This is a genomic window from Streptomyces sp. NPDC002809 (assembly GCF_040295435.1).
Classification (GTDB): domain Bacteria; phylum Actinomycetota; class Actinomycetes; order Streptomycetales; family Streptomycetaceae; genus Streptomyces.
Genome location: NZ_JBEOVJ010000019.1, coordinates 70,684 through 93,473, shown reverse-complemented (window position 1 = coordinate 93,473; position 22,790 = coordinate 70,684). Strand labels below are relative to the sequence as shown.

Annotated in this window: 27 protein-coding genes and 1 riboswitch; of the genes, 15 read left to right on the top strand and 12 right to left on the bottom strand. The window is 71.0% G+C overall.

Features of this window, described 5'->3' with window-relative positions; all coding sequences use genetic code 11:
• Positions 1 to 87 precede the first annotated feature (87 nt).
• The 4 genes from ABT025_RS14825 (at position 88) to ABT025_RS14810 (ending at position 3,382) form a co-directional block, all read left to right on the top strand.
• Positions 88 to 819, top strand: coding sequence for a GAF and ANTAR domain-containing protein (locus ABT025_RS14825; protein WP_350993828.1), 732 nt, complete (start codon positions 88 to 90; stop codon positions 817 to 819).
• Between the two features lie 147 nt (positions 820 to 966).
• A complete protein-coding gene (locus ABT025_RS14820) occupies positions 967 to 1,407 on the top strand; it encodes a Crp/Fnr family transcriptional regulator (protein WP_350993826.1) in 441 nt (146 codons plus the stop codon).
• A 147-nt stretch (positions 1,408 to 1,554) separates the two neighbouring features.
• Positions 1,555 to 2,268: a lysophospholipid acyltransferase family protein gene (locus ABT025_RS14815; protein WP_350993824.1), complete on the top strand. Its 714-nt coding sequence runs from the start codon at positions 1,555 to 1,557 to the stop codon at positions 2,266 to 2,268.
• A gap of 64 nt (positions 2,269 to 2,332) precedes the next feature.
• Positions 2,333 to 3,382, top strand: a complete 1,050-nt coding sequence (locus ABT025_RS14810) for an NAD-dependent epimerase/dehydratase family protein (RefSeq protein ID WP_350993822.1) — start codon at positions 2,333 to 2,335, stop codon at positions 3,380 to 3,382.
• Between the two features lie 65 nt (positions 3,383 to 3,447).
• On the opposite strand, the gene ABT025_RS14805 is transcribed toward ABT025_RS14810, so the two are convergent.
• From ABT025_RS14805 to ABT025_RS14770, 8 genes are all read right to left on the bottom strand, one after another.
• Positions 3,448 to 5,025 (bottom strand): alpha/beta hydrolase, encoded by a 1,578-nt coding sequence (locus ABT025_RS14805; RefSeq protein WP_350993819.1) that lies wholly within the window; start codon positions 5,023 to 5,025, stop codon positions 3,448 to 3,450.
• A 168-nt stretch (positions 5,026 to 5,193) separates the two neighbouring features.
• The gene (locus ABT025_RS14800) at positions 5,194 to 5,958 is read right to left on the bottom strand and encodes an urease accessory protein UreD (protein WP_350993817.1); all 765 of its coding nucleotides are present in this window, start codon (positions 5,956 to 5,958) and stop codon (positions 5,194 to 5,196) included.
• A complete protein-coding gene (gene ureG, locus ABT025_RS14795) occupies positions 5,955 to 6,632 on the bottom strand; it encodes an urease accessory protein UreG (RefSeq protein WP_350993815.1) in 678 nt (225 codons plus the stop codon). The genes ABT025_RS14800 and ureG overlap by 4 nt, the downstream gene beginning before the upstream one ends.
• A 50-nt stretch (positions 6,633 to 6,682) precedes the next feature.
• Positions 6,683 to 7,345 carry an urease accessory protein UreF gene (locus tag ABT025_RS14790; RefSeq protein ID WP_350993813.1) on the bottom strand — a complete coding sequence of 221 codons (663 nt, stop codon included), beginning with the start codon at positions 7,343 to 7,345 and terminating at the stop codon, positions 6,683 to 6,685.
• Between the two features lie 13 nt (positions 7,346 to 7,358).
• A complete protein-coding gene (locus ABT025_RS14785; protein WP_350993811.1) occupies positions 7,359 to 9,080 on the bottom strand; it encodes an urease subunit alpha in 1,722 nt (573 codons plus the stop codon).
• The gene (locus ABT025_RS14780) at positions 9,073 to 9,384 is read right to left on the bottom strand and encodes an urease subunit beta (protein ID WP_350993809.1); all 312 of its coding nucleotides are present in this window, start codon (positions 9,382 to 9,384) and stop codon (positions 9,073 to 9,075) included. Before ABT025_RS14780 ends, ABT025_RS14785 begins: the two co-directional genes overlap by 8 nt.
• Positions 9,385 to 9,397: 13 nt before the next feature.
• Positions 9,398 to 9,700: an urease subunit gamma gene (locus tag ABT025_RS14775; RefSeq protein ID WP_350993807.1), complete on the bottom strand. Its 303-nt coding sequence runs from the start codon at positions 9,698 to 9,700 to the stop codon at positions 9,398 to 9,400.
• A 138-nt stretch (positions 9,701 to 9,838) separates the two neighbouring features.
• Complete coding sequence (locus ABT025_RS14770) at positions 9,839 to 10,468, bottom strand: TetR/AcrR family transcriptional regulator (RefSeq protein WP_350993805.1); 630 nt, start codon at positions 10,466 to 10,468, stop codon at positions 9,839 to 9,841.
• Positions 10,469 to 10,577: 109 nt separating this feature from the next.
• Here ABT025_RS14770 and ABT025_RS14765 point away from each other — a divergent pair, with 109 nt between their 5' ends.
• A complete protein-coding gene (locus tag ABT025_RS14765; protein ID WP_350993802.1) occupies positions 10,578 to 11,570 on the top strand; it encodes an ABC transporter permease in 993 nt (330 codons plus the stop codon).
• Positions 11,571 to 11,631: 61 nt separating this feature from the next.
• Here ABT025_RS14765 and ABT025_RS14760 read toward each other — a convergent pair whose 3' ends face one another.
• A complete protein-coding gene (locus ABT025_RS14760; protein ID WP_350993800.1) occupies positions 11,632 to 11,916 on the bottom strand; it encodes a type II toxin-antitoxin system Phd/YefM family antitoxin in 285 nt (94 codons plus the stop codon).
• Between the two features lie 97 nt (positions 11,917 to 12,013).
• On the opposite strand from ABT025_RS14760, the gene ABT025_RS14755 reads away from it, so the two are divergent.
• The 3 genes from ABT025_RS14755 (at position 12,014) to ABT025_RS14745 (ending at position 13,942) form a co-directional block, all read left to right on the top strand.
• Positions 12,014 to 12,649, top strand: a complete 636-nt coding sequence (locus tag ABT025_RS14755) for an ATP-dependent Clp protease proteolytic subunit (protein ID WP_350993798.1) — start codon at positions 12,014 to 12,016, stop codon at positions 12,647 to 12,649.
• A 7-nt stretch (positions 12,650 to 12,656) separates the two neighbouring features.
• On the top strand, positions 12,657 to 12,965 hold the full coding sequence (locus ABT025_RS14750; RefSeq protein ID WP_350993796.1) for a hypothetical protein: 309 nt from the start codon (positions 12,657 to 12,659) through the stop codon (positions 12,963 to 12,965).
• 328 nt (positions 12,966 to 13,293) lie between these two features.
• A riboswitch (cyclic di-AMP (ydaO/yuaA leader) is annotated at positions 13,294 to 13,465 on the top strand.
• Positions 13,466 to 13,468: 3 nt separating this feature from the next.
• Positions 13,469 to 13,942 (top strand): C40 family peptidase, encoded by a 474-nt coding sequence (locus ABT025_RS14745; protein ID WP_350993794.1) that lies wholly within the window; start codon positions 13,469 to 13,471, stop codon positions 13,940 to 13,942.
• Between the two features lie 33 nt (positions 13,943 to 13,975).
• Here the strand turns inward: ABT025_RS14745 and ABT025_RS14740 are convergent, their stop codons facing one another.
• Positions 13,976 to 14,623 carry a LysE family translocator gene (locus ABT025_RS14740; protein ID WP_350993792.1) on the bottom strand — a complete coding sequence of 216 codons (648 nt, stop codon included), beginning with the start codon at positions 14,621 to 14,623 and terminating at the stop codon, positions 13,976 to 13,978.
• A 72-nt stretch (positions 14,624 to 14,695) separates the two neighbouring features.
• Between ABT025_RS14740 and ABT025_RS14735 the strand changes: the two genes are divergently transcribed.
• Positions 14,696 to 15,613, top strand: a complete 918-nt coding sequence (locus ABT025_RS14735) for a LysR family transcriptional regulator (protein ID WP_350993790.1) — start codon at positions 14,696 to 14,698, stop codon at positions 15,611 to 15,613.
• 19 nt (positions 15,614 to 15,632) lie between these two features.
• On the opposite strand, the gene ABT025_RS14730 is transcribed toward ABT025_RS14735, so the two are convergent.
• A complete protein-coding gene (locus ABT025_RS14730) occupies positions 15,633 to 16,064 on the bottom strand; it encodes an ATP-binding protein (protein ID WP_350993788.1) in 432 nt (143 codons plus the stop codon).
• A gap of 209 nt (positions 16,065 to 16,273) precedes the next feature.
• Here ABT025_RS14730 and ABT025_RS14725 point away from each other — a divergent pair, with 209 nt between their 5' ends.
• On the top strand, positions 16,274 to 17,134 hold the full coding sequence (locus tag ABT025_RS14725; protein ID WP_350993786.1) for a helix-turn-helix domain-containing protein: 861 nt from the start codon (positions 16,274 to 16,276) through the stop codon (positions 17,132 to 17,134).
• A gap of 25 nt (positions 17,135 to 17,159) precedes the next feature.
• Positions 17,160 to 17,366, top strand: coding sequence for a DUF397 domain-containing protein (locus ABT025_RS14720; RefSeq protein WP_350993784.1), 207 nt, complete (start codon positions 17,160 to 17,162; stop codon positions 17,364 to 17,366).
• Positions 17,367 to 17,407: 41 nt separating this feature from the next.
• Here the strand turns inward: ABT025_RS14720 and ABT025_RS14715 are convergent, their stop codons facing one another.
• The gene (locus tag ABT025_RS14715) at positions 17,408 to 18,550 is read right to left on the bottom strand and encodes an 8-amino-7-oxononanoate synthase (RefSeq protein WP_350993782.1); all 1,143 of its coding nucleotides are present in this window, start codon (positions 18,548 to 18,550) and stop codon (positions 17,408 to 17,410) included.
• Positions 18,551 to 18,693: 143 nt separating this feature from the next.
• On the opposite strand from ABT025_RS14715, the gene bioB reads away from it, so the two are divergent.
• The 4 genes from bioB to ABT025_RS14695 all read left to right on the top strand — a co-directional run bounded on the left by bioB (position 18,694) and on the right by ABT025_RS14695 (position 22,704).
• Positions 18,694 to 19,884 carry a biotin synthase BioB gene (gene bioB / locus ABT025_RS14710; protein WP_350993780.1) on the top strand — a complete coding sequence of 397 codons (1,191 nt, stop codon included), beginning with the start codon at positions 18,694 to 18,696 and terminating at the stop codon, positions 19,882 to 19,884.
• Positions 19,877 to 21,181, top strand: a complete 1,305-nt coding sequence (locus tag ABT025_RS14705; protein ID WP_350993778.1) for an adenosylmethionine--8-amino-7-oxononanoate transaminase — start codon at positions 19,877 to 19,879, stop codon at positions 21,179 to 21,181. The genes bioB and ABT025_RS14705 overlap by 8 nt, the downstream gene beginning before the upstream one ends.
• 1 nt (position 21,182) lies before the next feature.
• A complete protein-coding gene (gene bioD, locus ABT025_RS14700) occupies positions 21,183 to 21,872 on the top strand; it encodes a dethiobiotin synthase (protein ID WP_350993777.1) in 690 nt (229 codons plus the stop codon).
• A gap of 133 nt (positions 21,873 to 22,005) precedes the next feature.
• Positions 22,006 to 22,704 (top strand): class I SAM-dependent methyltransferase, encoded by a 699-nt coding sequence (locus tag ABT025_RS14695; protein ID WP_350993776.1) that lies wholly within the window; start codon positions 22,006 to 22,008, stop codon positions 22,702 to 22,704.
• Positions 22,705 to 22,790 lie beyond the last annotated feature (86 nt).

Below are 22,790 nucleotides of genomic sequence, written 5' to 3'. Positions count from 1 at the left end.
TTGTCCTGGAACGCGAGCGGCGGCCACCGGCACCCGCTCCGGTGCGGAAGAGCGACAGGAAGAGCGACAGGAAGACGGTGGAGTCGCATGAACAGGGAACAGCAACTGGCCGAGGCGTTCGTCGACCTCACCGACACGCTCGCCAGGGATGTGGAACCCCTTACTCTGCTGCACCGTCTGACCCGCCACTGCCTCCCGCTGACCGGCATGGACGATGCCGGTGTCCTGCTGGCGAACGCCCGTGGAGATCTGCGGACCGCCGCCACGACTGACGACCGCCCGGCGCTGACCGGTCTCCTCACCTCGCAGATCCTGCGGGGCCCCGGCGCCGACGCGTACCGCACGAACACTCCCGTGCATGCGCCCGCCATCCTGGACGGCGCGGCCCATTGGCCGGAATTCGCGACCCTGGCGAGCTCCGGCGACTACGCGAGCGCGCATGCGCTTCCGCTGCGCGTGCGCGGCCGGGCCGTGGGAGCCCTCAGCCTGCTCTCCCACGATCCGCGAGCACTCGCCCCGGAGCAGACGGCTCTCGTCCAAGCGCTGGCCGACGTCACCGTGACGGCTGTCCTGACCTGGAGCAGCGACCCGCTGCGGCCCACCGACATCGTGACCCGCATGCAGTCGACACTCTCCGCCAAGGCGCTCCTGGACACGGCTGCCGGCATGCTCGCCGCCACCGGGCACATCCAGCCTTACGAGGCGGCCCGCCAACTGCAGGCCTACGCCGCCCGCAGCGACCTGCGCCCCGCAGAAGTGGCGGATCAGCTGGTGCGCAGACTGATCGATCCCGGCACAGTCCTGGCGCGGACACCGTAGGCACGGGGCCGATGGCGGTCGGGACCGGCCCTGACGGCATCCCGCGCGAGGTCGGCCCCGCATTGCGTACTTCCGCCGTGAAGGGGAACAACACCTTTGGACGCCACCTGAATTCCGTACACAGCCGCTCCTCGGAGGAGAACTCCGATGACCACCACACTCATGGCCCTTCCGTCCGCACACCGTGACCACCTTCTGAGCCTCTCCGAACACGTTCAGTTCCCACCGTCGCAGCGGCTTTTCGAGGAACATGCCGTAGCCGACCGCTTCTGGATCCTCAAGACGGGGGCGGTGATACTGGACGCACAGCTTCCGCACCGGCGCCGTGCGGAGATCGCCATGCTGGAGCCGGGAGAGCTGGTCGGCCTTTCCTGGCTCTTCCCGCCCTTCGAGTGGGAGCTGGGCGCCGAGACGCTGAGCCCCGTCCGCGCCCACGAATTCGACGCTCCACGCGTACGGGCCGAGTGCCGCTCGGACCCCGTGTTCGGATTCGCGATCAGTCAGTGGGTCGGCATGGTGCTCGCCCGCCGGCTGCAGGCCACCCGCAGCCGGCTGCTCGATCTGTACGAATCGGCCGCGCACGCCTGACACCGGTCGTCCGGCCGCGGTGCGGGAGGACGATCGGAAGTGGTTACACCCGGCGAGAGCCGCACCTACACTGAGCGGCCTGGAAAGCGGCGGTGACCAGCGCAAACGGACTCCGCTCGACGGTTCGCCACACTAGGGAGCAACCGGGTGTTCTATTACGTGCTCAAGTACGTCGTCCTGGGCCCGCTGCTGCGGTTGTTCTTCCGTCCTGTCATCAAGGGGACGGAGCACATTCCGGCGGACGGCGCGGCGATCATCGCAGGCAACCACCTGTCCTTCTCCGACCACTTCTTGATGCCCGCGATCATCAAGCGCCGGATCACCTTCCTCGCGAAGGCGGAGTACTTCACCGGGCCCGGCGTGAAGGGCCGTCTGACCGCCGCGTTCTTCCACAGCATCGGTCAGATCCCGGTGGACCGGTCGGGCAAGAACGCCGGGCAGGCGGCGATCCGCGAGGGGCTCGGGGTGCTGAACAGGGGCGAGCTGCTCGGCATCTACCCGGAGGGCACCCGTTCGCACGACGGCCGGCTCTACAAGGGCAAGGTCGGTGTGGCGGTGATGGCCATCCGGGCGCAGGTGCCGGTGGTGCCGTGCGCGATGGTCGGCACGTTCGAGATCCAGCCGCCCGGAAAGGTCGTCCCGCGCATCAAGCAGGTCACCATCCGCTTCGGCGAACCGCTGGACTTCTCCCGCTACGCCGGTCTGGAGAACGAGAAGGCCGCGATCCGCGCGGTCACCGACGAGATCATGTACGCGATCCTCGGTCTCTCCGGCCAGGAGTACGTCGACGAGTACGCGGCCAAGGTGAAGGCGGCCGAACAGGCCGACAGCGCGGGAAAGTTCCCGAAACGGCAACGCTGACGGCGGATTCGCGCTCGGTGAACCACGCTGGTCCGGGCTTCGCGCAGACCCTAGCGTGCGGTGCATGAGCAAGGGACACGCGTGGGTACTGGGAGCGACGGGTCAGATCGGGCGGGCCACGGTGCGCTCGCTCGTCGAGGACGGCTGGGAGGTCACTGCTGCCTCGCGCGGTGGTGGCCGTGACACGAGTTGGCACGAGGACGTCCGGACGGCCGCTCTGGACCGCGACGAGGACGGCGCGCTCGCCACGGCGCTGGGCGACGGCTGCGACGTACTGGTGGACGTGGTGGCGTACGGCGAGCAGCACGCCCGGCAGCTGACGGCTCTCGCGGACCGGATCGGCTCCGCGGTGGTCGTCTCCAGCGGTGCGGTGTACGTGGACGACCGAGGCCGCGGTTTCGACACCCAGGACGAGCCGGACGGGGCACCCCGCTACCCGGTGCCCGTTCCGGAGTCGCAGACCACGGTCGCGCCGGGCGGGGCCACGTACGCGACGCGGAAGATCCGGCTGGAGCAGGACCTGCTGGCGGCAGGTGACTCGCTGCCGGTCACACTGCTGCGGGCGGGCGCGGTCCACGGCCCGTACGGCCGCACACCGCGGGAGCTCTACTTCGTGAAGCGGGCCCTGGACGGTCGCACGCGGCGGGTCCTGGCGTACGGAGGGACCTCGCGCTTCCATCCCGTCCATGCCTCCAACGTGGCGGAGCTGATCCGCCTCGCCGCGCTGAAGCCGGGCTCGCGGGTGCTCAACGCCGCCGATCCGCAGGCACCGACGGTCGCGGAGATCGGCGAGGCGGTGGATGCGGTGCTGGGCAGGAGTTCGCAGACCGTGCTGATGCCGGGGGCCGCCACACCGGAGGGCGTGGGTGACACGCCCTGGACCACTCCGCATCCCCTCGTGTACGACATGACGGCGGCGGAGCGGGAGCTCGGGTACCGGGCGGTGACGGGCTATGCCGAGTCGCTGCCGGAGACGGTCGAGTGGATCGCCGGGCAGCTCGCGGGCCGTGACTGGACGGACGCCTATCCGGCGATGGCGCGGAACTACGGCACCGGGCTCTTCGACTACGCGGCGGAGGACGCCTGGCTGGAGCGGTACGGCCGGGAGGCGTGAGCCGCTCCGGCCAACAGGGACGGGCCGCCGGTGACCTGCCGGCGGCCCGTCCCGTCACTCGGGTGCTACGGCTTCGGCGTGGCGTGCGGGGTGCACGTCACATCGCGCCGGTCGGTCTTCCCGGTGAGCAGGTAGCTGTCCACCCGCTCGTTGATGCAGGGGTTGACCAGGCCCGTGACGCCGTGCGATCCGGCGCCCTCCTCCGTGATGAGGCGCGAGCCCGCGAAACGCTTGTGCAGTTCGACGGCGCCCTCGTACGGAGTGGCGGCGTCACGCGTGGACTGCACGATCAGCACCGGGGGCAGTCCCTTGCCGGTGCGGACGTCGAGCGGGGTCTGCTGCTTGGCCTGCCAGGTCGCACAGGGAAGGTTCATCCAGGCGTTGGCCCAGGTCATGAACGGGTAGTCCTTGTGCAGCCGGGTGTTGTCGCGGTCCCACTTCTGCCAGCTGGTGGGCCACTTGGCGTCAGCACACTCGACCGCCGTGTACACGGCGTTGCTGTTCTCGGACCGGATGTTGCCCGCCGTGTCCGTCAGGTCGGGGGCGGCGGCATCGATCAGTGCCTGGGTGTCACCGGCCCGGTAGGCGCTCCAGGTCCGGGCGGTGGGTGCCCAGGCGGAGTCGTAGTACGGGGCGCTCTGGAAGAAGCCGATGAGCTCGGCGGGACCGAGGACGCCACCGATCGGGCTCTTCTTGGCGGCTGCGCGCAGCTTCAGCCACTCCTGCTCGACCTTCTGCGGCGTGTCGCCGATGTGGAAGGCGGCGTCGTTGGCGGCGACCCAGGCCTTCCAGTCGTCCCAGCGCTTCTGGAAGGCGATGTCCTGGTTGAGGTTCGCCTGGTACCAGATGTTGTCCTTCGCCGGGTTGACGACGCTGTCGACGACCATGCGGCGGACATGGGACGGGAAGAGCGTGCCGTAGACCGCGCCCAGGTAGGTGCCGTAGGAGACGCCCAGGTAGTTGAGCTTCTTCTCGCCGAGCGCGGCCCGGATGACGTCCAGGTCGCGTGCGGTGTTCGGCGTCGTCATGTGCGGCAGCATGTCGCCGCTGCGTTCGGCACAGCCGTCCGCGTACTCGGCGGCGAGCTTGCGCTGGGCGCGTTTGTCGGCCTCGGAGTCGGGCACCGGGTCGGCCTTGGGGGCCTTGACGAACTCCTGCGGGTCGATGCAGGAGATCGGCGCCGAATGGCCGACGCCGCGGGGGTCGAAGCCCACGAAGTCATAGGCCTTCGCCGCGTTCAGCCAGAGCGGGCTCTTCGTGGCGATCCGCTTGGGGAACGCCATGCCCGAGCCGCCCGGGCCGCCCGGGTTGTAGATCAGGGCGCCCTGGCGCTCGCTGCTGGTCCCGGTGCTGACGTGCCGGTCGACGGCTATCTTGATCTGTTTGCCGTCGGGCCGGGCGTAGTCGAGCGGGACGGTGACCCATCCGCACTGGATCGGTGCCGCGATGGCCCAGTCGGCCGGACAGTCCGCCCAGTCGATGCCGGCCCTGGCCGCGCGTGCCGCGGCCAGCTGGACGCCGCGTGCCTCGGAGCCGTTGTGGTGGCGGCCGTCGGCGGTGGCAGCCGGTGCGGCTATCGCGCCCGCTATGAGCGTGCCCGCGATCAGAGCACCGGCCGAGCCGAGCGCTGCTGTGCGTCTCAAGTGGAACCTCCCCCATGGTGAAGCGCCTTCGGGTGCGGCGCAGTTCAGTAGGTACCTCCCGCGGATCCTGTCTCCTGTGAGCCGCCTGAGAACAGATCGCACACATACTTCTTTACCGAATCGATAACCGGACAGCCATGTCCTGCCAGCGGTGTCCTGCCGCAGTGCTCAGCCCGCGGGGGCCGTCAGCTCCTCCGCCGCCCGGTCCAGCACGGAGCGCAGCTCCCTCGCGTCGGCGGCGAGTACGGTCACCAGGGCGGCGGGGCCCGCGAGACGGGTGAGCACGGCGGTGGATCCCAGCAGTCCGGTCTCCGGGCCCGTTTCGTCGAAGGCCGGGTCCACGACGAGCAGTTGGCCGATGGCTCGGTGGCCGCCGAGGACGGCCGGGCCGTCCCAGCCGCCGGGTGCTCCCGGTCCGTACGCCAGTTGCTGATCGAGGATCGGGCGTCCGGCGCGGCGGACGGTGAGCCTGCTCAGGAGGGTGCCGGTGGTCTCGCCGTACCGGCCGAGAATCAGCTCCTCGCGCAGCATCATCCGTGCGGTGGGGGCGAGTTCGACGACGGTAGCCATGTGGAGCTCGCTGCCTTGCGCCGAAATAAGCTGTTCGGGAAGCCAGTTGAGCTCGGCACCCTCCTCCACGTTCAGCACGATGTCGTAGCGGGCCGGGGCCGCTCCGGGGCCGGGCAGGGCGACCGTGGCCGCCGCCGAGCCGACGGTGAGCCGGGCGCCCTGCCCGGCCCGCGCCTCGATGGCGAGCCGGTCCCCGCCGAGCGGGGCGCTCATCGCGCCCACGACGGTGACACGCGCCGCCCCGGGGAGGGCGGCCCTCGTCCGCCGCAGGGCGAGCGGTCCGCCGCTCTCCAGGACGGGGAGCGCGGTGGCGCCGCGCCCGTCGCGTACGGCGGTGATACGGGCGGTGGCCCGGACGCTCACGCGGTCCAGGAGGCGAGCTGCCCCCGCACCCAGTCAGCGACCGGGCCGACGCCTTCGCCCGAGGTGAGCGAGGTGAAGGCGACGGGCAGTTCGCCACGCTGCTGTGCGGCGTCGCGGGCCATCCGGCCGAGGTCGGAGCCGACGTACGGCGCCAGGTCGGTCTTGTTGATCACCAGCAGGTCGGATGCGGTGACGCCGGGACCGCCCTTGCGCGGGATGTCGTCGCCGCCCGCGACGTCGATGATGAAGATCTGGGCGTCCACGAGCCCCTTGGAGAAGGTGGCCGTGAGGTTGTCACCGCCGGATTCCACGAGGATGAGGTCGAGCGGACCCACGGTGTCCTCCAGGTCCTCGACGGCTTCGAGGTTGGCGGATATGTCGTCGCGGATGGCGGTGTGCGGGCAGGCTCCGGTCTCGACGGCCTGGATCCGCTCGGGCGGCAGCACCGCGTTGCGCAGCAGGAAGGCCGCGTCCTCCCGGGTGTAGATGTCGTTGGTGACGACGGCCAGGGACAGCTGGTCGCGCAGGGTGCGGCAGAGAGCGGCCACGGTCGCGGTCTTCCCGGATCCGACCGGCCCGCCCAGGCCGATGCGCAGGGCTCGTCGGGTGCCGTCGGGACGTGCGGCGTCGGCGCCGACGGCGGCCGGGCCCGGGTGGGAGTGGTCGAGGTGCATGGGTGCGGCTCCTGTGCGGTTCGGGCGGCGCGCAGTGCGGCGCGCCGGGGTCATGAGGCGAAGAGCCGGACCGGCCGACCGGCGTGGGTCTCGGCGGCGATGTCGAGCAACGGGGCCGAGGTGGACGGGAGTTCTCCGATGGGGCCGTGCGCGGCAGCGACGGCCTGCTCGGCGACGTGGTCGAGCTCGGGGGCGAGCCGGGCCAGGACGGCCGTGGCGTCGAACGGGTTGAGGGAGAGCAGCCGGACCACGGCCGTGGCCGGTCCGCCGACCGTCTCGTACGCGGCGCAGTGGGCGGCGTCCTCGGGCCCGAGCCCTGCCGCGCGCGCGGTCAGGCCGAGCACGACCGGCTGGTGGCCGCCGCGTGGCCGGGCCAGGGCGAACGCGTCGAGCTCCTCGCTCGGCCAGGTCGCGCGGGCGGCCCTCATCAACTGCCGGCCGAGCTTGCGTGCGACCGCGCGCAGAGCGGGTGAGGGCGTACGGGCGTCGGCGGCCTCGTCCAGGGCCAGCGGGTCGTGCCCGTGGGCGGCTGCCGCGGCGAGCGCCGCGGCGGTCAGCCCAGCCGTGTGCAGACGGCCCCGGCAGAAGTCGGCGAGGTCGTCCGCGTTGCGGATGCGTCCTGACACGACGGCCGCCTCGGCGCCGCCGGAATGGGCGTGACCACCGGCGGGGAACCGGCCGTCGGCCAGGACGAGCAGGGCTGCACGGCTCATCCTTCGTCCGTTCTCAGAAGAGGAAATAGCGCTGGGTCATGGGAAGTTCGGCGGCGGGTGCCGGCTCGACCGGATCGCCGTCGATCGTCACGGCGAAGGTGTCCGGGTCGACGTCCACCCGGGGCCGCGCATCGTTCTCCCTCATGTCGGCCTTGGTCACGCCCCGGGTACTGGTGATCGGAACGAACCGCTTCCCCAGCCCGAGCCGTTCGGGCAGCCCGTCCTCGATCGCCGCACCCGACACGAAGTTGAAAGAGTTCGCGGCCGGGGCCCTGCCGACCGCGCCGAACATGGGACGCGGCAGGACGGGTTGCGGGGTGGGGATGGAGGCGTTGGCGTCGCCCATCTGCGCGTACGCGATCTGGCCGCCCTTGATGACGGTCTGCGGCTTGACCCCGAAGAAGGCCGGCTCCCACAGCACCAGGTCGGCGAGTTTCCCGGTCTCCACGGAACCGATCTCCCGGTCCAGGCCCTGGGCCACCGCCGGGTTGATGGTGTATTTGGCGACATAGCGACGGACTCGGTGGTTGTCGGCCCGCCCGTCACCCGGCAGAGCACCACGCCTCTTCTTCATCACGTGGGCGGTCTGCCAGGTGCGCAGGACGACCTCGCCTATGCGCCCCATGGCCTGCGAGTCGGAGGAGATGATCGAGATGGCACCGAGGTCGTGCAGGATGTCCTCGGCCGCGATCGTCGAGGGCCGGATCCGCGACTCGGCGAACGCCAGGTCCTCCGGCACGGCAGGGTTCAGGTGGTGGCACACCATCAGCATGTCGAGGTGTTCCTCGATGGTGTTGACGGTGTGCGGACGCGTCGGATTGGTGGAGCTGGGCAGTACGTGCGGCTCCGAGACGACGCTGATGATGTCGGGGGCGTGCCCGCCGCCCGCACCCTCGGTGTGGTAGGCGTGGATGGTGCGCCCTGCGATGGCGGCCAGGGTGTCGGCGACGAACCCTGCCTCGTTGAGCGTGTCGGTGTGGATGGCGAGCTGGGCTCCCGTCTCCTCGCAGACCCTGAGACAGGCGTCGATGACGGCGGGGGTCGCGCCCCAGTCCTCATGGATCTTGAACCCGAGAGCACCCGCCCGCAGTTGGGAGTGCATGGCTTCATGGGACATCGTGTTGCCCTTGCCGAGCAGTCCGATGTTGACCGGGTACGCCTCCAACGCCTCGAACATCCGCGCAAGATGCCAGGGCCCCGGGGTGATGGTGGTGGCCTTCGTGCCCTCGGCCGGACCGGTGCCGCCGCCGACCAGGGTGGTGATGCCGCTGGAGAGAGCCTGGTCGACGAGGGTCGGCGAGATGAAGTGGACATGGGCGTCGATGGCGCCTGCGGTCAGAAACTTCCCGTTGCCCGAGATGATTTCGGTCTCGGGACCGATCACCAGGTCCGGATGGACGCCGTCCATGGTGTCCGGGTTGCCGGCCTTCCCTATCCCCGTGATCCGGCCGTCGCGGATGCCGATGTCCGCCTTGACGATGCCCCAGTGGTCGATGACGACGGCACCGGTGATCACTGTGTCCGGCGCACCTTCGGCGCGGGTGGTTCGCGCCTGCCCCATCGACTCACGGATCACCTTTCCCCCGCCGAACACCGCCTCGTCGCCCGCACGTCCGGGCCCGCCGCAGCGGTCCTCCTCGATCTCGACGAGCAGGTCGGTGTCGGCGAGACAGATCCTGTCGCCGGTGGTGGGGCCGAACAGGTCGGCGTATACGGCGCGTTGGAGCTCAGGCATCGAGGGGACCTCCGGTCTCACCGCGTAGGCCCGGGACGATCCGCCGCCCCGCCAGCGGGACGAGTTCAATGTCGACGGGAATGCCGGGCTCGAACCGGACGGCCGTCCCGGCGGCGATGTTCAGCCGCAGTCCGCGGGCTGCCTCCCGGTCGAACTCGAGGCCGGGGTTGGCTTCGGCGAAGTGGTAGTGCGAGCCGACCTGGACCGGCCGGTCGGCCGCGTTGAGGACGGTGAGGCGGACGACGGGCCGGCCCGCGTTGAGCGGCACGGGCCCGTCCGCGTACAGGATCTCTCCCGGAATCATCGGCGGCGCCCCGTCAGACGATCGGGTCGTGGACCGTGACGAGCTTGGTGCCGTCGGGGAAGGTCGCCTCGACCTGCACGTCGTGGATCATCTCGGCTATGCCGTCCATGACGTCGTCACGGGTGAGCACCTGGCGTCCGGATGCCATGAGTTCGGAGACCGTACGACCGTCGCGTGCCCCCTCCAGCAGGTGGGAGGTGATCAGGGCGACGGCCTCGGGGTGGTTGAGCCGCAGCCCTCGCCCGCGTCGCTTCTCGGCCACATCAGCAGCCACATGTATGAGCAGGCGTTCCTGCTCGTGCGGGGTCAGTTGCACGTGTCCACCTCACAGTCGTCCGCCCAGTACCGGCCCTGGGCGCAGCGAGACACTAGCCGCCGTCAACAGTCTGTTGAACGTCGAACCGGTGCCGCACGGCGAGGTATTGCACGTTAGAGCCGAAGTTTTTCCGGCACGTTAACTGCCCCTTTGCTGATCCATGGACATCAGCCCGCGCAGACCGTTCTCGAGAACCTCGGGTCCCGCGTCGCCGAACATGGCGAGTTGGACGATGAAGCCCTGAGCGGTGGCGATCAGCGTGCGCGCGATGTGCTCGTCCGGCACTTCGGCAGCGAGCATCCCGCTCGCGCGGTACACACCGACCAGCTCGGTCCATGACACCCGAAGGCCCTCGTACGCCTCACCGAGCGTGGCCGCCAGCCGCTCACTGCGCAGCGTTTCGGACCACACCTGGACGATCAGACCGGCATACGCCCGCCGGTCCAGCCCACCCCTCCCGTCCACCTCGTCACCGAACAGGGTGCGCGCCACACGGCCGATCAGCACCTCCGGGGTGGGCGGCGGACTGCTGCGGGCAGCACGCTCGAACGCCTCCCGGACCCCGCCGACCGCCTCCCTCGCGATGGCGTCGATCAGGTCCTCCTTGCCGCTGAAGTAGCGGTAGACGGCACCGGCCGACAGTCCGACCTCCTTCAGCACGTCCTGCATCGAAGCGGCATGGAATCCGTCGCGGGCGAAGCACCGCGCCGCGCCGTCGAGGATCTGCCGACGGCGGGCGTCGAGGTGTTCCTGGGATACACGGGCCATGACCCCAATGTAAAACGAACGTTCCTTCTTGACAAGCGAGCCACCCGGCCGGAGAGTGACGCCGATACATAAAACGAACGATCCTTCTCTTTGAATCGAGGTTCCCGTCATGTCCGCTGCCCCGAACCGCCGTTTGGTGGCGGTCGTCCTGCTGGTGCCCACGGTGGTGGCCCTCGTCCTCTGGGCTTTCGCCTGGCCCGCCGCCCGGATGGCGCCCAGAGACCTCCCCGTCGGCGTCGCGGGTTCCGCACCGGCGGCCGATCAGCTCCAGCGGCAGCTCGAACAGCGCGACGGCGCTTTCGAGATCCACCGGTACGAATCCGAGACCGCCGCCCGCGCCGCAATCGAGGACCGGGCCGTATACGGCGCGGTCGTGGCCACCCCGAAAGGACCGGAACTGCTGACCGCGTCCGCGGCCGGCCCGGTGGTCGCCCAGCTGCTGAACGAGGCGGTGACCGCATCCGCACCGGCGGGCACAGCGGTACCCGTCACGGACGTGGTGGCGGCACCGGCCGCGGATCCGCGCGGCAGCGTGCTCGGCGCGAGCATCCTGCCGCTGGCGATCGCGGGCATGGCCGCCGGATCGGCCGTGACCCTGCTGCGGCTGCGCGGCGGGCACGCGGCCTCGGCGCTGATCGGCGTGGCCGCCCTGGTGGGAGTCGTCGCAACCGCGCTCACCGACAGCTGGCTCGGGGTCATCACCGGTGGCTGGTGGAGCGAGGTGGGGGCACTCGGCCTCACCGTGCTCGCCGTCGGCGCACCGGTGGCGGGGCTCGCGGCACTGATCGGACCGGCGGGCATCGGCCTCGGGGCACTGCTCATGGTGCTTGTCGGCAACCCGTTCTCGGGCGTCACCAGCGCGCCCGAACTGCTTCCCCGGCCGGTCGGCACCATCGGCCAGTGGCTGCCGCCGGGCGCGGGCGGCTCACTGCTGCGCTCGGTCGCGTTCTTCGACGGACACGCGGCGGGCGGCGCGGTCCTGACCCTCGCCCTGTGGGCCGCGCTCGGTCTGACCGCGGTGATCATCGGCGGCCGCCGCCGGGCCCCGGCACCGGACGCACCCGAGACCGCACCCGAGCGCCGACCCGCACTGGCGGGCTGACCCGCCCCCGAAAAGGGCCGTACACCCCCACGGCGGGGGCGTACGGCCCTTTCGCGTCCGGTCAGTTGCCCGGGCCCTGCTGCCCTCTGTGTTCCGCGGCGATCCCGAAGCGGCGCCGTTCGCCCGGAGCGGACGCATTGGAGCCGATGGAGGAGACCGAGCTGATCACCTGCTCCTGCTCCGCCGCCTCCTCGCTCTCAAGTCGCTCCAGGTCAGCGGCCGATACGAGCGCCACAAGAGGTTTGCCGTGCCGCGTCACGACCACGCGCTCGCCGCCGTAGACGACTCGGTTGATCAGTTCGGCGAGGTCAGCTCGGGCTTGCGTCACCGGAATCTCGTAGGCCATGCTCCCATCATAACCGCCTGTACGTCCTGTACATTTTTTACAGAAGCGTGCGCGAGTGCCCTCATGGCCCCGCGCGCCCCGGAGGAGAGGCCTCACCATGTACCGCGCCGCCGCCCGCCACGTACTGCCCGAGTTCACCGAGCGCACGTCCCAGGGAACCCGCACGCTCGACCCGTACTCCAAGCTGCTGGCCGAACGGGTCGTGTTCCTCGGCACCCCCGTCGACGACACGGCGGCCAACGACCTGATCGCACAGTTCATGTACCTGGAACACGACGCGCCCGACCGGCCCATCTCGCTGTACATCAACTCCCCCGGCGGCACGTTCGGCGCCATGACCGCCGTCTACGACACGATGGACTTCCTCACCTGCGAGGTGGAGACCTTCTGCCTCGGCCAGGCGGGGGCCGGTGCGGCCGTGCTGCTCGCGGCGGGCGCTCCGGGCAGGCGGCACGCCCTGCCGGGCGCCCGCGTGGTGGTGCAGCAGCCCGAACTCGCCGAGCCGGTACAGGGGCAGCCGTCCGACCTGGAGATCGAGGCACGGGAACTGGCCCGCATGCGCGAGACGCTCAGCGGCATGCTGGCCCGTCACACCGGCCGCCCCGTCGAGCAGATCACCGCCGACACCGAGCGCGACCTCATCCTCGACGCCGAGGGCGCCAAGGACTACGGACTGGTCGACCACATCGTCCAGAACCGCTCGTTGTCGCTGCCTCCGCACCAGGCGCGGTGAATCCGAGATGCAGCCACCGGAGTTCGCGCCACTGCCCGCCCTGACACGCGCGGAGGGCGAGTTCATCGACCGCTACCTGCAAGTCCTCGACCAGGTGGGCCGGATCAACCCGGCCAACGGCGGCGACACCTACGACGCACTGCGCGCCGCCCAGGCACTGGCCTCTCACTCGGCCGCACTGCGGGACGCGCTCGCCTTGATGCACGAGCGGGGTGAAGCGCGGATCCACACAGCCACGTTGACCCGGGCGCTGCGCGTACTGGACGGCGAACGGCGCTCCGGGCGGGTCACCATCCCGCCCGCCCCTCCCAGTTGACGTGCTCCTCGGCCCGACACGCCCGACGCGTCGACCAAATATTCTCCCTCGTTCGGCGTAGACGTTACTTCGCACGAGGGACAACTCAATTTGCACTTTCACGGTGGACGGTGGGTGAAATCTCCCGTTCCGTCGCTGGTACGGCACCGGCCGGCGAGCGTCTGCCGTCTCCCCAAAGGTCACCTGTCCACCCGAACGGGCCAGTCGTGACGAGCCTCACATATCGCCGTTCCCCCTCGGAAATCCGGCACTCGGTGAGTCAAGATCCCTGGGACGACAAGCCCCCGCCACCGCGGCGGGGCGGTCCGGGCGGACGCCGAGTCCTGCCGCCGTCCGGATGCCTGGTCGACAGGAGTGGATCGGCAGGAGTGGAGGACCCGAGCACAACGGGCCGACCGGACCTCCGGTCGTCCCTCGGGGTGAAGCCGCATCTGCGGCCGGGCGACTTCGCCAGCCCGAACCCGACAGGTCATCCTTCACAGGCGGCTGACGAAGGGTTGCGCATGACTGCGCAGGTTCATGTCCCGTCTCTGCTCGCCCGGGCCACAACGGCCTCGGCCATGACTCTCGCCGCTGTCGGCGGCACGCTGTTCGTTCCCGGTGCCGCGACCGATGCCCAGGCCGCGACGCATTCGATCAAGGCGCTCAACATCGCCGCGTCGAAGAAGGGGGCGCCGTACCGGTGGGGCGCCACCGGGCCCAGCCGCTTCGACTGTTCCGGCCTGACGCTCTACTCGTTCAAGAAGGTGGGCAAGAAGCTCCCCCGCACGGCCCAGCAGCAGTACAACAAGACCCGCCACATCTCGTCCTCCAAGCGGCAACGCGGCGATCTGGTCTTCTTCCATTCCGGCCGCAGCATCTACCACGTGGGCATCTACGCGGGCAGCGGCAAGATCTGGCACTCGCCCAAGACCGGCGCCGTGGTCCGCCTGGAGAAGATCTGGACGAAGAGCGTCTACTACGGGCGGGTCCGCTGAAGCCTCTCCCCCGCCCGGGCCGGTTCTCCCGCGTCAGCGCAGCAGCGGGCCCGTCACCAGGACCAGCCCCAGTGCGGTGAGTGCCGCGCCGCTGCCGCCCTCGATCGCCCGGGCGGTACGCGGCCGGCGCAGCCACCGGCCGAGGCGGTCCACCAGGAGCGCCACGGCCGGGAACCAGATCAGCGCCAGCAGTACGACGATCGCGGCGAGCAGCAGCGTCCTGGGCAGGGGCGCGGCCCCGGCCGGGACGAACTGCGGCAGGAGGCTCAGGAAGAGCACGGGCGCCTTGGGGTTCAGCGCATTGGTCAGGAACCCCTGGCGCAGTGCGCGGCCTGTTCCCATCGTGGCCTGCCCACCGTCTCCCTCGTCCGGCCCGGGCCCCGCCGCCTGCCCGGCGCGCCGCCTGGCCGCGTACAGGGCGCTGATGCCCAGGTAGAGCACGTATGCGCCGCCCAGGAGCTGGACGGTCCGGAACAGCACGGGCACCGCCACCAGCACGGCGGCCAGGCCGGCGACGGCGAGCGCGGTGTGGACGAGGAGCCCCCCGGCGACCCCGAGTGCGGTCGCCACCCCTGCCGCGCGCGAGGCGAGGGCGTTGCGTACGACGACGGTGAAGTCCGCGCCGGGCAGGGCGACCATGGCGGCGGCGACCCCGACGAAAGCGGTCAGTTGTGCGTCCATGGGTCCACCCTGGACCGCCGGAGCCTTTAGCGTGTACTTGCAATCTTCTGGGTCTGCCAAAAGGAACGCTTAATGTACGACCCGACAAGGCTCGCGGCCCTGGTGGCGGTCGCCGAGGCCGGTTCGATCACCCGGGCCGCCGCGCGCCTGGGCTACACCGCCCCGGCGCTCTCCCAGCAGCTCGCCAAGCTGGAGCGGGAGGCGGGGGCCGCGCTGCTGGTGCGCCATCACCGGGGGGCCCGGCTGACGGCAGCGGGCGAACTGCTCGCCGGGCGCGCCCGGCGGGTACTCGACGAGATGGAGCAGGCCCGCCACGAACTGGCTCGTCTGGCCGGACTCTCCGGCGGCCGCCTGCGGGTCGGCACTTTCACCACGGCAGGCATTCACCTGCTGCCGCCGGTGCTGAGCGCGTTCCGCCGGGCGCACCCGGACGTGGAGCTGACCGTCACCGAGTACGAGCCGCCGGGCGGGGTCGCCGCAGTGGCGGCCGGCGAGGTGGATCTGGCGCTGACCCATGACTACGAGCCCGGCGCCGCGACGCCGCCGCCGTCAGGTGTCCTGTCCGAGCCGCTCCTGATCGAGGAACTGGTGCTGATCACCGCGGTCGGGCAGGTCCTGGCCGACGGCAGCGGACGGCTCCCGGTGACGGAGCTGGCAGGCAGGCCCCTGATCAGCAGCGCACCCACACATCCGCCGCGCCGCGGGGTGGAGAGCGCACTCGCCGAGGCCGGGGCGCTGCCGGCGGTGGTCTGCGAGTCGCCCGGCTATGCGCTGGTCTGCGCCCTGGTCAGCGCCGGCATCGGCATGGCGGTCGTACCCGAGATGGTCGCCGCGATGTCGCCGACACCGCTGTCCGTACGGCGACTGGAGCCGGCCGCGTTCCGCCGGACGATCTCGGTGGTGCACCGCGGCGATCGTGCCAGTGCCGCGGCGGCGACGTTGCGAGCCCTGCTGCGCAGCGGATTCGGGCGGGCCGCGACGCCTCTCTGACCGGGGCGCGGCAGGGCAGTCAGTGCTGGGCGGCCACGTGCCACGGCAGCGCGATCCAGACCGTCTTCCCGCCGTCCGCGGTGGGGGTGACGGTCAGTCGGCCGCCGTACTCCTTGGCCAGCGAGCGGATGATCACCATGCCGCGCCCGTTGTCCTGCTGCACGGCCGCAGGGAGCCGCTGCGGCCACCGGGGGTGACTGTCCGTCACCCCGAGGCGCAGCTGCTCCTCCCGCTCCAGCCGGAGGTCCACGGTGAAGGTGGGTGACTGTCCGAAGGTGTGCTGGACGGCGTTGGTCGCGAGCTCCGAGACGATGAGCCGGACGGTCTCTCCCGTCTCCGTGTCGTCGGGAAGTCCCCAGTCGGCCAGTACCCGGGCCACATATCTCCGTGCCGCGGAGACCGAGACCGGCTCGCTCGGCAGAGTGACGCTTGCTTCTTGATGGTCTGCCATGGCGAGCCGTCCTTTCCCACCCGGATGCGACCCCGCGATCGTTGGTCCGGGTTGTGCTTCGCGCCAGATTGCCACTGATGCTGCCCTCTGTAACGGCGATCCACCAAGATATGCATATATCTGTCGCTCGAAGCGGTGAACTCTGCCCCGGATGTCCCGTAAAGGCGCCACACTGTCCGCTCGACAGGGAGTGGGAGGGGAGGCACCACATGCAGCACGGCCCTGCGGTGCGACGCCGCAAGCTCGGGGAGGAGCTGCGGAGTCTGCGCCATGCGTCGGGACTCACGAGCCGGGACGCGGCTCGACTGCTCGGCTGGCACCAGTCGAAGGTCAGCCGGATCGAGACCGGTGTGAGCGGAGTGCAGCCCGGCGATGTGACCCGGCTGCTCGACGCGTACGGCACGGACGACCCGAAGTTGCGCGAGGTCCTGGCGGCACTCGCGGGTTCGGCGGGCGGCGGGGGCACGGGGTGGTGGCACGCGTACCGCGGCCTGATCCCGCCGCAGTACCGCGACTTCATCAGCCTGGAGTCGCAGGCGCGCACCGCGCGCACGCTGGAGACGTCGGTGGTGCCGGGGCTGTTGCAGACCGCCGACTACGCCCGCGCGGTGACCCGCGCCTCACTCGACGGGCTGCCCACCGGACAGCTGGACTCGCTGGTGGAAGTCCGGCTGGCGCGGCAGGGGGTCCTGCGCAGCGATCCGCCGCTGAGGCTGAGCGCGGTACTGGACGAGGCAGTTCTACGACGCGAGGTCGGCGGCCGCCGGGTCATGCGGGAGCAGCTCCGCCATCTCAGCCGCGTTGCCCAACTCCCACATGTGCAGCTCCAGTTGCTGCCATTCACGGTCGGCGGCTATGTGGGCCTCACCGGGCCTTTCGTTATCTTCTCCTTTCCGAGCATTTCTGATCTGGATGTGGTCGTTCTCGACCACTTGACGAGTAGCCTCTACCTGGAGCGGAAAGAAGACCTCGAGGCGTACAGCTCGGCCTTCCGCACGCTGCAGGCACACGCGCTGTCGCCGGAGCACTCGTTGGACCTGATCGCCGCGATCGACCGCGACGGTCGGTGACCCCGGACTGCCCGAGGGGGGCGTCATGTCGGATTGCCTCGCACAGCACGCGTTACGGTGGCGGCGCAGCAGCCGCAGCACGGGAATGAACAACTGCGTGGAGGCCGCGCCTTTCGGCAACCGGAGGCTGGCCGTGCGCGACTCCAAGGACGCGTCCAGGCCGCCGCTGCTGTTCTCCGCTGCGGCCTGGACCTCCTTCGTCACCGCCCTGAACGGCGGTTCGGCGGACTGAGCCCCCGGCGGGCCGACGCCTCGGGTAGCGGGCCCGGAGGGTCAGCCCGCAGGAGCGGCCCGCCGTACGATCGCCACCGCCTGCGCGATCTGCTCGTCCGTCAGGTCCGCGCGCGCCGTCAGCCGGAGCCGGGAGATGCCGTCCGGTACGGAGGGCGGGCGGAAGCACCCGACCGCCATCCCGGCCGTACGGCAGTCCGCCGCCCAGCGGACGGCCGCATCGGCCGAGGGAGCGCGTACGGAGACGACGGCCGCGTCGGGACGGACCGCGGTCAGGCCGGCCGCCGTCAACTGCTCGTGCAGCGCCAGGGCGACCGCGCGGGCCCGGCCCGCGCGTTCCGGCTCGCGGCGCAGAAGCCGCAGGCTGCCCAGCGCTGCACCGACGGCGGCCGGTGCCAGCCCGGTGTCGAAGATGAACGTGCGGGCGGTGTTGACCAGGTGGTCGATCACCCGCGCCGGGCCGAGAACCGCGCCGCCCTGGCTGCCCAGGGACTTGGAGAGGGTGAGTGTGGCGACGACGCCGTCGCCGCCCGCCAGGCCCGTCGCGGCGAGCGCACCGCGGCCGCCGTCGCCGAGGACGCCCAGGCCGTGCGCGTCATCGACGAGCAGCGCGGCATCCTCCGCGCGGCAGGCGGCGGCCAGTTCGGCCAGCGGTGCGGCGTCGCCGTCGACCGAGAAGACCGAGTCGGTGACCGCCAGCGCTCTGCCCCGGTGCGATTGCAGGGTCTTGCGCACCGCCTCGGGGTCGGCGTGCGGAACCACAGCCGTCTCGGCGCGCGAGAGCCTGCACCCGTCGACGATCGAGGCGTGATTGCCCGCGTCCGACACGATCAGCGAGCCGCGGCCGGTCAGGGCGGTGAGGGCCGCGAGGTTGGCGGCATAGCCCGAGGACAGCACCAGAGCCGCCTCGAATCCGCAGAAGTCGGCCAGTTCGCGTTCGAGCTCCGCGTGCAGCGCGGTGGAACCCGTGACCAGCCGGGAGCCGGTGGCGCCGCCGCCCCAGCGGCGCGCCGCGTCGGCCGCCGCGGCGGTCACTTCCGGGTGCCGGGTGAGGCCGAGGTAGTCGTTGCTCGCGAGGTCCAGCAGTTCCGGTTCGGCGGGCCGGGGCCGGAGCGTCCGGACGAGTCCGGCGTCCGCGCGGCGGCGCGCCTCCTCGTCGATCCAGTCGAACGGGGCGAAGGACATGGTCGGGTCCCTTTTGTAGGCAGCTCACAGACCCTAACCGGGGGCGCAGCCGGGCATGGTGTGGCAATGCACACACCCTCTGCGGCCTCTGTTGTCCGGTTCCTCCTTGGCTCGGGGCGGTGCTGTGCGTCAGGATCATCGCCATGGACCTCCTGAACACGCTGGTGGACAAGGGGCTGCGGCGCGAGCTGCCGACCCGTGAAGAAGCGCTCGCCGTACTGGCGACCCCGGACGATGAACTGCTCGACGTGGTGGCCGCGGCCGGAAAGGTGCGCCGTCAGTGGTTCGGGCGGCGGGTGAAGCTGAACTACCTGGTCAATCTCAAGTCCGGGCTCTGCCCCGAGGACTGCTCGTACTGCTCCCAGCGGCTGGGATCCAAGGCCGAGATCCTGAAGTACACCTGGCTGAAGCCCGACGAGGCGTCGAAGGCGGCGGCTGCGGGAGTGGCCGGTGGAGCCAAGCGCGTCTGCCTGGTCGCCAGCGGCCGGGGCCCGACCGACCGGGACGTCGACCGGGTGTCGCAGACCATCGAAGCGATCAAGGAACAGAACGAGGGCGTCGAGGTGTGCGCCTGCCTCGGTCTGCTCTCCGACGGCCAGGCCGACCGGCTGCGGTCGGCGGGCGCCGACGCCTACAACCACAACCTCAACACGTCCGAGGGGACGTACGGGGACATCACCACCACCCACACCTACGCCGACCGTGTGGAGACGGTGCACCAGGCGCAGGCCGCCGGGCTCTCCGCCTGTTCCGGGCTGATCGCCGGTATGGGCGAGAGCGACTCCGACCTGGTCGACGTGGTCTTCGCCCTGCGTGACCTCGACCCGGACTCGGTGCCCGTCAACTTCCTGATTCCGTTCGAGGGGACGCCGCTCGCCAAGGAGTGGAACCTGACGCCGCAGCGCTGTCTGCGCATTCTGGCGATGGTCCGGTTCGTCTGCCCGGACGTGGAGGTCCGGCTGGCGGGCGGGCGCGAGGTGCACCTGCGTTCGATGCAGCCGCTGGCTCTTCATCTCGTCAATTCGATCTTCCTGGGCGACTATCTGACCAGTGAGGGCCAGGCGGGACAGGCCGACCTCGACATGATCGCGGACGCCGGCTTCGAGGTGGAGGGCGCCGGTACGACGACCCTGCCCGGGCATCGCACGGACGCGGGTGGCGGCTGTGGTTCGCACGCCGGCGGGTGCGCGCCGTGCGGTGAGGGTCCGGAGGCGCAGACCGGCCCGGAGGCTCAGACCGCTCCCGCGGAAGCCGCCGGATCCCAGGCCGCTCGTACGGACCTGGTGGCGGTCCGCCGTCGCGGCGCGGGTACGGATCTCGCACCCAATGCCTGAGCCGCTCTCCCCCGCCGGGCTGCGGGCCCTGGACCGGGCCCACGTCTGGCATCCGTACGGTCCCATGCCTGGCCGGCAGGAGCCGCTGGTCGTCGAGTCCGCTTCCGGCGTACGGCTCAGGCTCGCCGAACCCGCCGACGGCCGAATTGAGTTGGTCGACGGCATGTCGTCGTGGTGGTCCGCCGTGCACGGGTACAACCACCCGGTACTGAACGAGGCGGCACGCAGCCAGCTGGACCGGATGAGCCATGTGATGTTCGGCGGGCTCACGCACGAGCCCGCCGTGCGGCTGGCCACCAAGCTGGTCGAGATCACCCCGGCGCCGTTGCAGCACGTCTTCCTCGCCGACTCGGGGTCGGTGTCGGTCGAGGTCGCCGTGAAGATGTGCCTCCAGTACTGGCGTTCCGCCGGACGGCCGGCGAAACAACGCCTGCTGACCTGGCGCGGCGGGTACCACGGGGACACCTGGCAGCCGATGTCGGTGTGCGACCCCGAGGGCGGCATGCACGAGCTGTGGTCGGGGGCGCTGCCCCGGCAGGTCTTCGCCGACGAGCCGCCGTCGGGCTTCGACGCGGAGCCGGACACCGCGTACGCGGCACATCTGCGCGAGCTGATCGCGCACCACGCGGACGAGCTGGCCGCGGTCATCGTGGAACCCGTGGTGCAGGGCGCGGGCGGCATGCGCTTCCACTCGCCCGCGTACCTGCGTGTCCTGCGCGAGGCCTGCGACGCGAACGACGTACTGCTGGTGTTCGACGAGATCGCGACGGGTTTCGGACGTACGGGCAAGCTGTTCGCGGCCGAGCACGCCGGGGTCTCGCCCGATGTCATGTGTGTGGGCAAGGCCCTGACCGGCGGCTATCTGACGATGGCTGCGACCCTGTGCACGACCGCGGTGGCCGAGGGCATCTCGCGCGGCGAGGTTCCGGTACTCGCCCACGGGCCGACGTTCATGGGCAATCCCCTGGCCTCGGCGGTGGCCTGCGCCTCGATCGATCTGCTGCTCGGCCAGGACTGGGAGCAGGAGGTCAAACGGATCGGAGCCGGTCTGCGCGACGGGCTGGCGGCGGCCGAGCAACTGCCCGGGGTCCGCGACGTGCGGGTTCTGGGCGCGATCGGTGTCGTCCAGCTCGATCACGAGGTGGACATGGAATCCGCGACACGGGCGGCGGTACGTGAGGGCGTGTGGCTGCGGCCGTTCCGCGATCTCGTGTACACCATGCCGCCGTACGTCACCGGGGACGACGACGTGGCGCGGATCTGCCGCGCCGTATGCGCTGCGGCTCGGGAGGGCTGAGATGAGCATTCTGGTGGTGACGGGGACGGGCACCGAGATCGGCAAGACGATCGTGACCGCGGCCGTCGCGGCGGCCTCTGCGGGCCGTCGGGTGGCGGTGCTCAAGCCGGCCCAGACGGGCCTGGTGCCGGGTGAGCCGGGTGATGCCGCCGAGGTGGCGCGGCTGGCGGGCCGTCATGTGACCGCGGTCGAACTGGCCCGTTTCCCCGATCCCTTGGCGCCTGCGACCGCCGCGCGGCGGGCCGGAATGGCCCCCGTCCGACCGCACGAGGTCGCCGAGGCCGCCGAGAAGCTGGCGACCGACCACGATCTGGTACTGATCGAGGGTGCGGGCGGGCTGCTCGTACGGTTCGACGACGACGGCGCGACCCTGGCGGACGCCGCTCGGCTGCTGGCGGCGCCGGTCCTGGTGGTGGCGCCTGCCGGGCTCGGCACGCTCAACTCGACGGCGCTGACCTCGGAGGCGCTCCGCGCCCGCGGGCTCGACTGTCTCGGGGTGGTGGTCGGCAGCATGCCCGCCGAGCCGGACCTGGCGGAACGCTGCAATCTGGCGGACCTTCCGGTGGCGGCGAGCGCTCCGCTGCTGGGTGTGGTCCCGGCGGGCGCGGGAGCTCTCACCCCTGCGGACTTCCGTGCCCGAGCCGGGAGTTGGCTGGCCGAGCGGCTGGGCGGGAGCCGACCCACGGACTGAACGGGGTACGGCACAGGACGGGGTGCGCCGAAGGGGGCAGAATCGAGGTAGCCGAACCTTTCCGGCCGAGCGGGTCGGCAGGGCGTACGCCCGCACCAGGCCCGCCCGGACCGGCCCGTCGAGGAGGTCCGCCATGCGGTTGCGGAGCACGAAGATCCAGAAGGACGCGGTGCACCACCCCGTCTTCGCCCGTTGCTACGCCCGGCTCAGCGTGGCCGCCGAGTCCGCCGCCGGCCTGGCCGCGGTACGGGCAGAGCTGCTGTCGGGACTGTCGGGGCGGGTCATCGAGATCGGGGCGGGAAACGGCCTGAACTTCGCCCACTACCCGCCGGCCGTTTCCGAAGTGGTGGCGATCGAACCCGAGCGCACACTGCGGCAGTTGGCGGTGCGGTCCGCGCTGCGCGCCGGAATCCCGGTCGACGTGGTGCCTGGTACGGCGGAGGCGCTGCCGGTGAAGAGCGAGGCGTTCGACGGAGCCGTCGCCTCGCTCGTGCTGTGCACCGTACGCGATGTGCAGCAGTCGCTCGCGGAGATCCGGCGGGTCCTGCGGCCGGGTGGTGAGCTGCGCTTCTTCGAGCATGTGCGGGCCGACGGCCGCGCCATGGCCGCCACCCAACGCGCACTGGACCGCACGGTCTGGCCCCTGCTGGCTGGCGGATGTCACACCTCGCGCGACGCTCTCACGGCGATCGAAGCGGCCGGCTTCGAGGTGGAGACGTACCGGAGGGTGAACATGCCGGAGGGTGGCATCAGACTGCCCACCTCCTCGTGTGTGCTGGGCGTGGCACGACGGTCGGCCGTGGTGGACCGGGGGCGGGAGGGCCTCCGCTGACGGCCGCGGGCGTGCTGGTCCGGCCCGCCGAACACCTGCGTGGTCACCGTGCCGGTCACAGGTTCCCGTGGACACGGTCCTGGTGG

Excerpts from the sequence above, each read along its gene's own strand:
- ABT025_RS14825 (WP_350993828.1), top strand. The coding sequence starts at position 88 with ATGAACAGGGAACAGCAACTGGCCGAGGCGTTCGTCGACCTCACCGAC.
- ABT025_RS14820 (WP_350993826.1), top strand. The coding sequence starts at position 967 with ATGACCACCACACTCATGGCCCTTCCGTCCGCACACCGTGACCACCTT.
- ABT025_RS14810 (WP_350993822.1), top strand. The coding sequence starts at position 2,333 with ATGAGCAAGGGACACGCGTGGGTACTGGGAGCGACGGGTCAGATCGGG.
- ureG (WP_350993815.1), bottom strand. The coding sequence starts at position 6,632 with ATGCACCTCGACCACTCCCACCCGGGCCCGGCCGCCGTCGGCGCCGAC.
- ABT025_RS14790 (WP_350993813.1), bottom strand. The coding sequence starts at position 7,345 with ATGAGCCGTGCAGCCCTGCTCGTCCTGGCCGACGGCCGGTTCCCCGCC.
- ABT025_RS14785 (WP_350993811.1), bottom strand. The coding sequence starts at position 9,080 with ATGCCTGAGCTCCAACGCGCCGTATACGCCGACCTGTTCGGCCCCACC.
- ABT025_RS14780 (WP_350993809.1), bottom strand. The coding sequence starts at position 9,384 with ATGATTCCGGGAGAGATCCTGTACGCGGACGGGCCCGTGCCGCTCAAC.
- ABT025_RS14770 (WP_350993805.1), bottom strand. The coding sequence starts at position 10,468 with ATGGCCCGTGTATCCCAGGAACACCTCGACGCCCGCCGTCGGCAGATC.
- ABT025_RS14765 (WP_350993802.1), top strand. The coding sequence starts at position 10,578 with ATGTCCGCTGCCCCGAACCGCCGTTTGGTGGCGGTCGTCCTGCTGGTG.
- ABT025_RS14760 (WP_350993800.1), bottom strand. The coding sequence starts at position 11,916 with ATGGCCTACGAGATTCCGGTGACGCAAGCCCGAGCTGACCTCGCCGAA.
- ABT025_RS14755 (WP_350993798.1), top strand. The coding sequence starts at position 12,014 with ATGTACCGCGCCGCCGCCCGCCACGTACTGCCCGAGTTCACCGAGCGC.
- ABT025_RS14750 (WP_350993796.1), top strand. The coding sequence starts at position 12,657 with ATGCAGCCACCGGAGTTCGCGCCACTGCCCGCCCTGACACGCGCGGAG.
- ABT025_RS14745 (WP_350993794.1), top strand. The coding sequence starts at position 13,469 with ATGACTGCGCAGGTTCATGTCCCGTCTCTGCTCGCCCGGGCCACAACG.
- ABT025_RS14740 (WP_350993792.1), bottom strand. The coding sequence starts at position 14,623 with ATGGACGCACAACTGACCGCTTTCGTCGGGGTCGCCGCCGCCATGGTC.
- ABT025_RS14735 (WP_350993790.1), top strand. The coding sequence starts at position 14,696 with ATGTACGACCCGACAAGGCTCGCGGCCCTGGTGGCGGTCGCCGAGGCC.
- ABT025_RS14730 (WP_350993788.1), bottom strand. The coding sequence starts at position 16,064 with ATGGCAGACCATCAAGAAGCAAGCGTCACTCTGCCGAGCGAGCCGGTC.
- ABT025_RS14725 (WP_350993786.1), top strand. The coding sequence starts at position 16,274 with ATGCAGCACGGCCCTGCGGTGCGACGCCGCAAGCTCGGGGAGGAGCTG.
- ABT025_RS14720 (WP_350993784.1), top strand. The coding sequence starts at position 17,160 with ATGTCGGATTGCCTCGCACAGCACGCGTTACGGTGGCGGCGCAGCAGC.
- ABT025_RS14715 (WP_350993782.1), bottom strand. The coding sequence starts at position 18,550 with ATGTCCTTCGCCCCGTTCGACTGGATCGACGAGGAGGCGCGCCGCCGC.
- bioB (WP_350993780.1), top strand. The coding sequence starts at position 18,694 with ATGGACCTCCTGAACACGCTGGTGGACAAGGGGCTGCGGCGCGAGCTG.
- ABT025_RS14705 (WP_350993778.1), top strand. The coding sequence starts at position 19,877 with ATGCCTGAGCCGCTCTCCCCCGCCGGGCTGCGGGCCCTGGACCGGGCC.
- bioD (WP_350993777.1), top strand. The coding sequence starts at position 21,183 with ATGAGCATTCTGGTGGTGACGGGGACGGGCACCGAGATCGGCAAGACG.
- ABT025_RS14695 (WP_350993776.1), top strand. The coding sequence starts at position 22,006 with ATGCGGTTGCGGAGCACGAAGATCCAGAAGGACGCGGTGCACCACCCC.